General features: G+C 48.9%; 9 protein-coding genes and 2 rRNA genes (1 of these 11 running past the window's edge). 1 reads left to right on the top strand and 10 read right to left on the bottom strand.

Annotated features, from left to right (window positions below; translation table 11 throughout):
- Window positions 1-14: 14 nt before the first annotated feature.
- Genes M1D61_RS03295 through M1D61_RS03285 form a run of 3 tightly spaced genes read right to left on the bottom strand, consistent with a single transcriptional unit; the run spans window position 15 to window position 2,110 of the window.
- The gene (locus M1D61_RS03295) at window positions 15-1,088 is read right to left on the bottom strand and encodes a protein arginine kinase (RefSeq protein ID WP_458121187.1); all 1,074 of its coding nucleotides are present in this window, start codon (window positions 1,086-1,088) and stop codon (window positions 15-17) included.
- A 13-nt stretch (window positions 1,089-1,101) separates the two neighbouring features.
- Window positions 1,102-1,626 (bottom strand): UvrB/UvrC motif-containing protein, encoded by a 525-nt coding sequence (locus M1D61_RS03290; RefSeq protein ID WP_458121186.1) that lies wholly within the window; start codon window positions 1,624-1,626, stop codon window positions 1,102-1,104.
- A gap of 25 nt (window positions 1,627-1,651) precedes the next feature.
- Window positions 1,652-2,110 carry a CtsR family transcriptional regulator gene (locus M1D61_RS03285; RefSeq protein WP_046213370.1) on the bottom strand — a complete coding sequence of 153 codons (459 nt, stop codon included), beginning with the start codon at window positions 2,108-2,110 and terminating at the stop codon, window positions 1,652-1,654.
- 615 nt (window positions 2,111-2,725) lie between these two features.
- Between M1D61_RS03285 and serS the strand changes: the two genes are divergently transcribed.
- Complete coding sequence (gene serS / locus M1D61_RS03280; protein ID WP_458121185.1) at window positions 2,726-4,021, top strand: serine--tRNA ligase; 1,296 nt, start codon at window positions 2,726-2,728, stop codon at window positions 4,019-4,021.
- 124 nt (window positions 4,022-4,145) lie between these two features.
- Here the strand turns inward: serS and M1D61_RS03275 are convergent, their stop codons facing one another.
- The 7 genes from M1D61_RS03275 to M1D61_RS03245 all read right to left on the bottom strand — a co-directional run.
- A complete protein-coding gene (locus M1D61_RS03275) occupies window positions 4,146-5,036 on the bottom strand; it encodes a carbohydrate ABC transporter permease (RefSeq protein ID WP_458121184.1) in 891 nt (296 codons plus the stop codon).
- A gap of 14 nt (window positions 5,037-5,050) precedes the next feature.
- Window positions 5,051-5,929: a carbohydrate ABC transporter permease gene (locus M1D61_RS03270; protein ID WP_458121183.1), complete on the bottom strand. Its 879-nt coding sequence runs from the start codon at window positions 5,927-5,929 to the stop codon at window positions 5,051-5,053.
- A 139-nt stretch (window positions 5,930-6,068) separates the two neighbouring features.
- Window positions 6,069-7,412 (bottom strand): extracellular solute-binding protein, encoded by a 1,344-nt coding sequence (locus M1D61_RS03265; RefSeq protein ID WP_458121182.1) that lies wholly within the window; start codon window positions 7,410-7,412, stop codon window positions 6,069-6,071.
- A gap of 139 nt (window positions 7,413-7,551) precedes the next feature.
- On the bottom strand, window positions 7,552-8,325 hold the full coding sequence (locus M1D61_RS03260; protein WP_458121181.1) for a response regulator transcription factor: 774 nt from the start codon (window positions 8,323-8,325) through the stop codon (window positions 7,552-7,554).
- A 198-nt stretch (window positions 8,326-8,523) separates the two neighbouring features.
- Window positions 8,524-10,266 (bottom strand): histidine kinase, encoded by a 1,743-nt coding sequence (locus M1D61_RS03255; protein ID WP_458121180.1) that lies wholly within the window; start codon window positions 10,264-10,266, stop codon window positions 8,524-8,526.
- Between the two features lie 219 nt (window positions 10,267-10,485).
- Window positions 10,486-10,602 (bottom strand): 5S ribosomal RNA (gene rrf / locus M1D61_RS03250).
- Window positions 10,603-10,673: 71 nt separating this feature from the next.
- Window positions 10,674-12,888, bottom strand: a 23S ribosomal RNA gene (locus tag M1D61_RS03245); it runs 708 nt beyond the window's last position.

The raw sequence follows: 12,888 nt of genomic DNA, 5'->3' as shown, positions 1-12,888 counted from the left end.
AGCACCTCCACGGTTTAGTCTTCTACGTGTACATTACCCAATTTATCGCGGATCAGTTGCGCCCGGTACATATCGCGTTCTCCTGATCCCATTTTAACACCGAAGGTTTTCTGAAGGAAACCCGGTTGTGTCATAATCATTAACTCGTTCATCTGCGTAACCGATGTTTTATCAATCAGTCCGAGATCCACGCCAAGACGCACATCGGAGATCCGCTGAAAAGCTTCCTTGGAATCCATCATCGTTGCATAACACAGAATTCCGTAGGAACGCATAATCCGGTCGGTAATACGCAGTCTGGATTCGGTCAACAGACGACTGCGGGCATGCTGTTCATACTCGATGATCTGGAGTACAACGCTGCGCAGATTATCGATAATCTCTTCTTCAGACATCCCCAGTGTAATCTGGTTGGAAATCTGAAAAATATTACCGATCGCCTCACTGCCTTCACCATACAGCCCCCGTACGGCCAATCCGACCTGCGAGACCGCTGACAGGATGCGCCCCACCTGGTTCATAATGGCCAACGCCGGCAGATGCAGCATCACCGAAGCCCGCAGTCCTGTACCCATATTGGTAGGGCAGCTGGTCATGTATCCGCGGTGAGCATCAAACGCATAATTGACGGCCTTTTCAAAAGCATCATCGATCGCAGATGCACGCTCCCACGCTTCCTGAAGCTGAAATCCCGGATACAGACACTGAATCCGCAGATGGTCCTCTTCATTCAGCATGATGCTTACCGATTCATCCTCGGCCAGCAGCACCGCTCCTGCCCTGGAGTCATTAATAAGGCTCGGACTGATCAGATGCTTTTCCATCAGTACTTCCTTATCCACATCATCCAGTTCCTTGAGTACAATCGGCTCAAATGGGCCAACGCTCTGCACGGATTCGCTGCCTAAGGCTTCGATAAGCTGCCCCTGTACTTCCTCAGCCTGCTCGGCAGAAGCCACGATGGGAAACGGGTGCTGAACCAGATTACGGGCGATACGCACCCTGCTGCTGATGACAACATCCGAATGATCTCCGCCTTCTTTCATCCATTCACTCAAAGGCTTCTCGGTAAAACGGAGATTCGGCATACGGCATTCCTCCTTACAACTCCTGTGAAATTTGCTTTTCCAGTCCGCGGATCCGATCTCTCAGTTCTGCTGCCTGTTCAAATTCCTCATCAGCGATGCTTTGCTGCAGCTGCTGCTTGAGCTCATGCATCTGCTGTCTGATTTTGATCTGGACTCCGGCACGGCCAGGCAGTTTGCCGGTATGGGCGGTACTGCCGTGTACTCGCTTGAGCAGCGGGTCCAGCTTGTCATCAAATGTCTTGTAGCAGGAACTGCAGCCAAAGCGTCCCAGCTTGCGGAATTGCGTATAGGTCATTCCGCATTCCGGACATTGCAATTCCTGTACTGCCGGTCCGGGGACCTGCCCTTTGTTGCTGGAATCAAAGTCCATTAATCCGGACAGCAGATTGTGAATAGAAAATCCTCCGGATGTACCCGGAATCAATTCACCCTTTTCACGGGCACAATGTTCGCAAATATGAAATTCCGTTTTTTCCCCATTTACGATCTTGGTAAAATGAAGAGTAGCCGGTCTCTTTTGACATTCCTGACAGACCATCAAAATTACCCCCTTCGCCAGATGATCAGGATCCAAGCAGTGAAATCAGCATGGCCTTCATCATCCTTGCACGGACTTCATCCCGGTAGGGAAGATTAATTGAAATGACATCCCTGCATACGACAGAACGCATCAGCTCGGCTTCACGCTTGGAAATCAGCCTTGCTTCCAGCAGCTGGTAAATAAGCCCTTCTGCGGCTACCTGACTCATGTTCTGACCGATACTTTCGTGAATATGCGTATGGATCGTAGAATGACCGGGCAGTTCGATACGCCGTATGCGGATATATCCTCCGCCTCCCCGCTTGCTTTCGACGAGATACCCTTTTTCCAGGGTAAAGCGGGTACTGATTACATAATTGATCTGCGAAGGAACGCAGGAGAACTGGTCAGCCAGATCATTGCGCTGAATCTCGATCGCTCCTTCACCTTCCTGAAGTATCCGTTTTAAATATTGTTCGATAATGTCGGAGATATTACGCATTGTATCCTCCTCCATGTATAGTTAAACCTGCAAACATGAATTCGCCAATGATAATATCAAAGTCCACATAAATATCACTTAACCATAAATTTCATGGTCAGAAACGAACGTTCGTCATAAACTGTACGACATTCGGAACAGATCATTCCTTTGCAGGATCACATCCATTCTACAGGCAGATATATTATTGCAAATGTTCGCTGACTTTGACTTTCTTTGACTTTATAATATTATACCATAAAATCCCGTTTTGCCAATAGCAGACGGGAGATCTTTGCGGTTGTTTTATATGCCGTCTTGACGTTATTCCTTCCATCCAGTACACTAGCACAAATAAATATTATGAAACGGCCATTGAAAGGAATCCAACCTGGAGGCGTTCTCGTCAAGGAACAGCGGCAAGTGACAGACATAACGCTGTATCCCTAAGTTAAACGGTATTCGCCCGTTATCGCGAAACCTGAGCGGATCGGAGTCGGCATGTACTCCGGTCAAGTTGGGTGGCACCGCGAGCAGAACGCTCCTCGTCCCAAGTTGATGAGGAGCGTTCTTTGTGTTTTTTCAGAATCCCTGGCAGTGAACAGCACTTCCTATTTGAAAAGGAGCGAACCACCCATGCTGGATATTCAGTACATTCGACAAAATGCCGACACCCTTCAGGAAATTGCCAACAAAAAGCATATCCAAATCTCCATTGCAGAGCTGCTGGAACAGCATCAGCTGCGCAGCCGTACTCTGCAGGAGATGGAACAGCTGCGTCAGCAGCGCAACACACTCACCCGTCAGATTAGCGAGCAGATCCGTACATCGGCTGATACAGCCGAAGAGATGAAACAGCGGGTCAGGGATATTAACGTCCAGCTGCAGAAGCTGGAGCAGCAGGCCAGTCAGGTGCTTGAGAAATATGATGCTCTGATGGCGATCGTTCCCAATACGGTATCGCCGGATTCGCCGGATGGAGAGTCTGACGAAGATAACGTACTGCTGCGGCAGATCGGTGCGCCGCCGATCTTCGCTTTTCCTGCGAGGGATCATATCGAGCTGGGCGAACTGCACGACATGATCGACACTGCGCGCGGGGTCAAAGTCAGCGGCAGCCGTCATTATTATCTGAAAGGTAACGGTGTGCTGCTGCACCGTGCCGTCCAGCAGCTTGCCTTTGACCTGTTAATGGGCAAAGGATATACTCCGCTAGAAGTTCCTCTAATGGTTCGCGGCTCGGCTCTGCACCATACGGCCTTTTTCCCGCTGGGCAAGGATCAGACATTCCGGATCGGGCAGGAAGATCGCTGGCTCACCGGCACCTCCGAAGTGGCGCTTGTGTCGTATTATCAAAATGAGATTATTGATCTGGCGGAAGGTCCGATTCGTCTCGCTGCTGCCTCGCAGAGCTTTCGCAGTGAAGTAGGCTCGGCAGGACGGGATGTACGTGGATTGTACCGTGTGCATCAATTTGCCAAAGTCGAACAGGTTGTTCTTTGCGAAGCCGATCCCGAAGTCTCGGAACGTATTCATCGGGAAATTACAGCCAATGCAGAAGAACTGCTGCAGCTGCTGGAGCTGCCTTATCAGGTCGTAGCGGTATGCGTCGGCGATATGTCCCAAAAAACCTACAAACAGTATGATATCGAGACCTGGATGCCAGGACGGCAAGCATACGGGGAGACTCACTCTTCGTCAAATCTGCATGATTTCCAGGCTCGCCGCGCCAACATCCGCTATCGTACAGAAGCCGAAGAGCTGCAATTCTGTCATACGCTTAATAATACGGCAGTAGCGTCGCCGCGTATTCTGATTCCTCTGCTGGAGAACCATCAGCAGGAAGACGGCAGCATTTATATACCTGCCGCCCTGCGTCCTTATATGAACGGGATGAAGTTACTGACTGCCCCACCTGTCACGGTTAACTGAATAGAGCTTGGATAGTTTGCTTTGCCCTATTACACAGTGAATCCTATTGTACGTTTAAAAGGAGCCTCCATCAGGAAAGCTCCTTTTAAACGTATCTATCTACAACTGTCTACGAAATGAAATATCATCCTTTGACCGAACCGGCAGCCAGTCCTTCGACAATCCGGTTGCTCAGCAGCAAAAAGGCGATCAGTATGGGAAGAATACTAATCATCAATGTAGCCCCGATCGCTCCCCAATCCGTCAGATATTGCCCCACAAAATTATTCACCCCTACCGTCAGCGTTTTCCAGCGGTCCGAGCTGATAAATGTATTTACAAATACAAATTCATTCCAGTTATAAATCATATTGATAATCGCTGTCGTGGCAAGCACCGGCGTCGTCAGCGGCAGCACAATCCGGAAAAAGATCCGGTGCACCGAGCAGCCATCCATTACGCCCGCTTCCTCAATTTCACGTGGAATCGCCTGGTAAAACCCCAGCAAAATCATAATTGTCACCGGCAGGTTAAAAGCCGTATACGATAAAATGACCGAAAGCGGATTGTCAATTAGATGCACATGTTTAAAAAAGTTAAACAGCGGGATCAATGTGGAATGCAGCGGAATCATCAAGCCCACAATAAACAATCCCAGCACAAACTTGCTCCATTTCCAATACATTCTTGTAATCGCAAAAGTCACAAAGCTGGCCAGCACAATCGTTAATAGGACAGCCACCACGGTATACCAGACACTATTGAAAAAATACAGATTAATATGGCCCTGGCTCCATACTTTTGGATAATTGGACCATTGCGGATGCTGAGGCAGCGCAAATGGTGACATACCGAATACTTCCTGATTCGTTTTTAGTGAAAATAAAAGCAGCCAGAACAGCGGGTAGATCTGGATAACAGACAGTATTCCGAGTACCAGGTAGAGGATTCCAAACCCGAGACGGCTCCGCAATGATACTTTTGCCCGGATATCCGTAGTTGTACCGGACTGCTTATGTGCGGCAAACTCATTCATGATGTGATCCCCCCTCAGTATTGGACATCTTCGCCCGATGTGGTCAGTTTGCGGATCAGCCAGGTCATCAGCAGACAGATCAGCAGCAGGGCAAATCCGATCGCACTGCCATAGCCGAAATTGTATTTGCTGAACGCTTCACCATACATATAGGAGGCCATCACTTCACTCGCATGATTCGGCCCGCCGCCGGTCATCACAAAGATCAAATCAAAATACTTTAGGGAACCGACCAGCGCCAGTATAATCGTGACCTTGAATACCGGGGCAATCAGCGGCAATTTGATTCGGGTAGCTACCTGCCACGGTGTGGCTCCGTCGATCGTAGCGGCTTCCATCACTTCTTCCGGTACATTTTTGAGAGCAGCATAATAAATGATGATGTAAAATCCGGCATACTGCCATACAATCGGTACAAAGATGGCAAACAGTACAATATTCGGATCGGACAACCAGAGTGGCGGATTTTGTACACCCATGCTGATCAGCAGATGATTGATCATGCCATTGGATGGATCATAGATTTTGGACCATAGCTGGGCAATTGCTACCGAGGATAGCAGCATGGGAATCAGATAGATTTTGCGGAATAGATTGGCACCCTTGATCCGGCTCGCCAGCACCATCGATACGGCTAGATAGATCAGCAGACTGAGTGTTGAGCAGATGCCGAGCAGCACGGAATGATAGGTACTTTTCCAGAACATTGAATCATGAATGAGTTTGTTGTAATTGCCCAGCCCGATAAACTTCATCGGCGCAAAGCCTTTCCAGTCCATCATGCCATAGTAACCGGTAAGCACTAGGGGAATATAAATGATGACCAGAATCAGCAGCAGCGCCGGCAGGACGTACAGCGCAATCACACTCCTGTTGGACATGACAGCTTTCATAACCGTTCCTCCTCCTGAACATGGTGGAAGGCAGCTCAGACACCTTCCGCCAACCATCACAAATCACATATTGTACAGCCGGAAAAAAAACTTTGTGGATAGTGACCAATAATCAGCACTCACCATCATCGACACCGTGCTAATTGCTTTCTTCTGCCAGGGCAGCCGCGGTCTGCTGGACAAATTGCTGCGGTGTGATCTGTTTGCCAAACAGGGCAGCGATCAAGTCATGATGCAGTTCGGCCACATTTGGACTGGCCTGGGTGTCAAAATAAGTAGTGACGTTGGACGCGGTGCTCAGGTCTTTCAAAATCTCTACATACATCGGATCCAGCTTTTTGCCGTCCGTGTCCACTTTGGTAGCGGGAATGACGCCTGCATCAGTAACGGATTTGTCCCCCCACTCTTTGACCAGAAAAGCCGCAAAATCCTTGGCCTGTTCCTTCACTTCGGAATTCTCTGCCACGAACAGCCCAACGCCCGGTCCGCCGACATAGCTGTTGATATCTGTTCCTTTACCGCCTTCATACAGCGGGAATTTGAAATAATCGATTTTGTCCTTGAATGCCTGTGGAACATCCGGGCTGGTAGTATAATTCGGCAGCTCCCATGTTGCTGTCAGGAACATGGCCGCCTGCTCGTTCATAAAATACCCTTTAGCCTCATCGTTGGACAGACCGCTGTTTCCTTTTTCAAATGTATTCATGTCCACCAGACTCTGTACTTCCGTAGCCGCCTGGACAATCGCCGGATCGTCAAAGCTGCGCTTGCCCTGGATAACGTCGGTCAGAATCGTTGGCCCGCCGATCCGGTCCACCAGATACATAAACCAGAATGATCCCGGCCAGCCTTCCTTGTTGCCTACTACAGCTGGAATGACCTTGTTGTCATTTAGCGTTTTGACGATGTTTTTGAATTCACTGTATGTTTTGGGTACCTGAAGATTGTACTTTTTGAATAACTCCTTATTGTAGAAAATGTATGAAATATTCAGCTCAAGCGGCATACCATACGTTTTGCCATCGATTGCATAAGATTCTTTGACACCCGGAATAAAGTTGTCTTTCAGATTGGCATCAATTACATCATCCAATGGTGTAAAGAGCTGTCCTTCCACATAAGGCTTGAGAAACCCATCCGACCAGGTCATGCCTACATCGGGAAGTTCATTGGACGAAGCCAGTACTTTCAACTTTTCACGATACTGATCATTCCCGAGAATCTCAGTCTGGATCTTGATATCCGGGTGCTGCTTCTCGTAATCCTGTATGATCTCATTCACAATCGTATACTGCGCATTGGAGCTGCCTTCCGGCCATAAATGCATAAACTTGATTACGGTCTGCCCACTGCCGCCACCCTGGCTTCCACTTGCACTCTCACCCGTCGAATTACATCCTGCAAGAGCAACAGACAACATCATCAATAAAGCCAGCACATTAGGAAGCGCTTTCTTTTTGGTCAATGAAACTACCTCCTTCATCGGTTTATAGCCGTATGACTATAGATTCAGTCTAACAGCTGGCTCCGATGCACATAAGGCAACAGCGATTGGCAAAAATTCTCTTTTTATTGGAGGTTTGGTATATGAATGGTATAAGAGTAGAGCGCCTGCTTTTTGTTTAGTGGATCGACTTGCGGTAGCTGCTCGGGGTAATGCCTTCACTTTCCTTAAAAATTTTAATAAAGTACTTGGCGGTACGATATCCGGACTGCTCGGCGATATCTCCAACTGGCAGACTGGTCGAAATCAGCAGCTCTTTGGCACGCTGGATACGTTGACGAGTCACATACTCGCTAAAAGTCAGATGTACCTGCTCCTTGAACAGCACACTCAGATAACTGGGATTAAGATGTACATGATCTGCCAGCTCCTTCAGTGTAAGGTCTTCCTCCAGATGAGTATCAATATAGTGCAGGACAGAGCGTACTCGTTCAGTAGCTGTCTGACTTTGTTCGTTGACCTGAACCAGCCGGTTATCCACTACTTTCTCGACAAGGATTGCTCGGGTCTGCTTCTCCTCGACCTGCAGAGCAATCTCTACAGCAGCGATCAGATCCGTTTTGCTGATCGGCTTCAGCAGATAATTCACCACACCCAGCCGAATCGCTTCCTGGGCATAGACAAATTCCGAATACGCCGAAATCAAGATCACGACCGGCGACAAACCATGCTCTTGAATATTTCGCAACATCGTCAATCCACTCATTTCCGGCATCCGTATATCGGTAAGAAGCACATGAACATTCTGCATCTTCATGATTCCGATCGCTTCCTCTCCATCTGCTGCTATCAAGATCCGGTAGCTGCCATCACACCATTGATCCAGAATCTTTTTCATTCCCTGCCGTGTACGCGGCTCATCATCGACAATCAGAATGGTCTTGGTATACATAATGCTGATCCCCCTTTGGTTCCATGTATTGAATTACCTGTATTAATTCCACGTATATTGATTCCATGTATCGGATTACCTGTACTCATGATTACCAGAACGCTGTTATTTAGCTTAATGGATCTGCAACTCAATATACTTGTAGCTAATCTTAATATACTGGTCGTTTAATAAGCCCGCAGCTTAACTGCTGTATTTTTAATGGAACTGTATCGGAATTGCCAAAGAAATGCAGCTTCCCTGGTTCAGCTTGCTTTCTATCCGCAGCGGATCGATCAGATCAGGAAAATACAGTGTCAGCCGCTGATAGACATTGGATAATGCAATCCCGCTGCCTGTCCCTTCATCCGGGTGACGGACAATTCCTCCCGAGCGCATAGCGTGCCGGATCTCTTCCAATGTGGTATCATCCATTCCGGGACCGTCATCCTGTACAGCGATATACAGCAGCCCAGCCTCTTGATTCGGTCTTACCAGCACACGGACTGTGCAATCTCCTTTTTTATTGCCCGCTCCATGCAAGATCGCATTTTCCACCAGGGGCTGAATCAGCAGACGAGGGATGCGTACCTGTGATACGTCTGGCGGCATATCCATCTGATAATGCAGCCTCTCACCAAAACGCATCTGCATAACTTCCATATAATTATCGATATGGCGAATCTCCTGCTGCAGCTGTACCCACTCATCCCCCTCCTGTCGACTGATCGTATAACGAAACAGATTAGACATGGCTACGACCTGTTCGGCCAGCTCTTCCTGATCCCGATCTTCCAGCGACCAGCGCAGTGCATCCAGCGCATTGAACAGAAAATGGGGATTAATCTGCGCCTGCAGTGCCTTGAGCTCGCTGCGGCTGCGGGTGATCTCTTTCTCATATACCATCTGGATCAGATGATTGGTTTCTTTTACCAGCTGATTATACGTGCTATTCAACTCATTGATTTCATTGACCGCATGTATCTCCGGATTGACCGTCAGCGGCCCTTCAATCGCCTGCTGCATTGTTCGCGTCAGCCGCAGAATCGGCTTGGTAATAATAGTCGACAGCAGATAGGAACAAATGAAAAAAATAAGAATTCCCATAATCCCTGCATATATGATCCCCGTACGCAGCACATCAATACTCTTATAGAGAGCGCTTACAGGAGTGAGAATCAAAACGGTCCAACCTGTTACCATCGATTGCTGTCTGGCCATAATATACCGCTGATTTTCCAGCTCAACGATCGGCATCTGCTGTGGATGATGAATAATGTTCGTTAGCGGCCCTTTATAATTGGAACTGATCGTTTCCATATGCTGTCCGAGCAAAAGGGAATACTGATCGGTCTTCGCAGCAGGCTGCTGATTGGCAAACTGAAAGTAATATCGGTACATGCTGACGAGTAAATACCCACCAGTGCTGTAGTTGCGATCCATCAAATTCACACGCCGGATAGCCAGAAAATAGTTCCGGTCGGTCGGATCATTACCAATCCACACCAGACGTCCTCCTGCTTGATCTGCTTTGGCAATCCATTCTTTGGTGACTCGTCTAGACAGACTCACATCATCCAGAGGCAGAATCCGTTCCAGCTGCTTCGTATATAATTCAAACGACGAAATACCATCCGAATTGGCCTGAATTGTATTTACAATTCCTTTTAAATCCTGGCGTTCATTAAAAAAGACAGGATCATTGTAGTATTTGCGAAGCAGTACATTTTGTACATTCTGGTTGGTGGTCACCAGCTTGGACACCATATTAATTTGTTCATACAGGGACTCAAACCGCCCATTCGCCTCTACAGCCACCTGCTGAATCTGATGCTCGGTATGATCCTGCAGCATGGAGGAGATCGGCCGAAAGGTCATGACACTTACAATCAACAGTACAATGACCATAACAACTAAAAAAATAAACAATACCTGATTGCGCAGCGTATTCCATTTTCTCAATAAAGACAGCATCCCATCGCCTTTCCTTCCTGATTCATACATTTATGTACAAATAAATATACAATTAAAGGTAAGAATAACAGAAAGTTAGGTATTAGAAAATAAGCCAATCGCAAAAGAAACGATGCTTATGCTCTCCTATGTCTCTAAAGTTTCTAAAATAAATAAAATCTATGCAAAAAAGACGCTATCCAGTTGGATAACGTCTTTCTTTTCGTCGCTTGGCAACGTCCTACTCTCCCAGGACCCTGCGGTCCAAGTACCATCGGCGCTGGAGGGCTTAACGGTCGTGTTCGGGATGGGTACGTGTGGAACCCCTCCGCCATCATCACCAAACGTCTTACCTTGCAGGTGTTAATCACCTGAAAACTGAATCCGAAACGAAACCTCGCTGCTTTAGAAGCTTTTTGGATAAGCCCTCGACCGATTAGTATTGGTCAGCTCCATGCATTGCTGCACTTCCACCCCCAACCTATCTACCTCGTCGTCTTCAAGGGGTCTTACTAATTGGGAAATCTCATCTTGAGGGGGGCTTCACGCTTAGATGCTTTCAGCGCTTATCCCTTCCGCACGTAGCTACCCAGCGATGCTCCTGGCGGAACAACTGGTACACCAGCGGTGCGTCCATCCCGGTCCTCTCGTACTAAGGACAGCTCCTCTCAAATTTCCTACGCCCACGACAGATAGGGACCGAACTGTCTCACGACGTTCTGAACCCAGCTCGCGTACCGCTTTAATGGGCGAACAGCCCAACCCTTGGGACCTACTTCAGCCCCAGGATGCGATGAGCCGACATCGAGGTGCCAAACCTCCCCGTCGATGTGGACTCTTGGGGGAGATAAGCCTGTTATCCCCAGGGTAGCTTTTATCCGTTGAGCGATGGCCCTTCCATGCGGTACCACCGGATCACTAAGCCCGACTTTCGTCCCTGCTCGACTTGTAGGTCTCGCAGTCAAGCTCCCTTATGCCTTTACACTCTTCGAATGATTTCCAACCATTCTGAGGGAACCTTAGGGCGCCTCCGTTACATTTTAGGAGGCGACCGCCCCAGTCAAACTGCCCACCTGACACGGTCCCTGTACCGGATTACGGTACCAGGTTAGAACTCAGATGCGATCAGGGTGGTATCCCAACGGCGCCTCCAAGGAAGCTTGCGCTCCCTCTTCGTAGGCTCCCACCTATCCTGTACAAATCGCACCCCAGTTCAATATCAAGCTGCAGTAAAGCTCCATGGGGTCTTTCCGTCTTGTCGCGGGTAACCTGCATCTTCACAGGTATTAAAATTTCACCGGATCTCTCGTTGAGACAGCGCCCAAATCGTTACGCCATTCGTGCGGGTCAGAATTTACCTGACAAGGAATTTCGCTACCTTAGGACCGTTATAGTTACGGCCGCCGTTTACTGGGGCTTCGGTTCATAGCTTCGCTTGCGCTAACCACTCCCCTTAACCTTCCAGCACCGGGCAGGCGTCAGCCCGTATACTTCGCCTTGCGGCTTCGCACAGACCTGTGTTTTTGCTAAACAGTCGCTTGGGCCTTTTCACTGCGGCCCCCTCGTGCTATTCACACTACCGGGGCACCCCTTCTCCCGAAGTTACGGGGTCATTTTGCCGAGTTCCTTAACGAGAGTTCTTCCGCGCGCCTTAGAATTCTCTTCTCGCCCACCTGTGTCGGTTTGCGGTACGGGCACCTGCTTCCTGGCTAGAGGCTTTTCTTGGCAGTGTGAGATCATGACCTTCGCTACTGTAATTTTCGCTCCCCATCACAGCCTGGCCTTGAAGTGTGCGGATTTACCTACACACAAGCCTCACTGCTTGGACGGACATCCATCAGTCCGCGTCACTACCCTCCTGCGTCACCCCATTGCTCATAACGGCTTTCGGTGGTACAGGAATTTCAACCTGTTGTCCGTCGACTACGCCTTTCGGCCTCGCCTTAGGTCCCGACTTACCCTGAGAGGACGAGCCTTCCTCAGGAACCCTTGGGCTTTCGGCGGATCAGATTCTCACTGATCTTTTCGTTACTCATACCGGCATTCTCACTTGAATTCTGTCCAGCGCTCCTTACGGTACACCTTCAACCTAAATTCAACGCTCCCCTACCCCTGATGCATTGCATCAAGCCATAGCTTCGGTGGTGTGTTTAGCCCCGTTACATTTTCGGCGCAGAGTCACTCGACCAGTGAGCTATTACGCACTCTTTCAATGGTGGCTGCTTCTAAGCCAACATCCTGGTTGTCTAAGCAACTCCACATCCTTTCCCACTTAACACACACTTGGGGACCTTAGCTGATGGTCTGGGCTGTTTCCCTTTTGACAATGGACCTTAGCACCCACTGTCTGACTCCCGGAATAAAGTCTGCGGCATTCGGAGTTTGACTGAACTTGGTAACCCTTGCGGGCCCCGCATCCAATCAGTGCTCTACCTCCGCGACTCACCTTCCGAGGCTAGCCCTAAAGCTATTTCGGGGAGAACCAGCTATCTCCGGGTTCGATTGGAATTTCTCCGCTACCCCCACCTCATCCCCGCACTTTTCAACGTGCGTGGGTTCGGACCTCCAGTACGTGTTACCGTACCTTCATCCTGGACAGGGGTAGATCACCCGGTTTCGGGTCTACGTCCA

The sequence above is a fragment of the Paenibacillus sp. Z6-24 genome (genome assembly GCF_054161335.1).
This window is presented reverse-complemented; position numbering and strand designations above follow the sequence as displayed.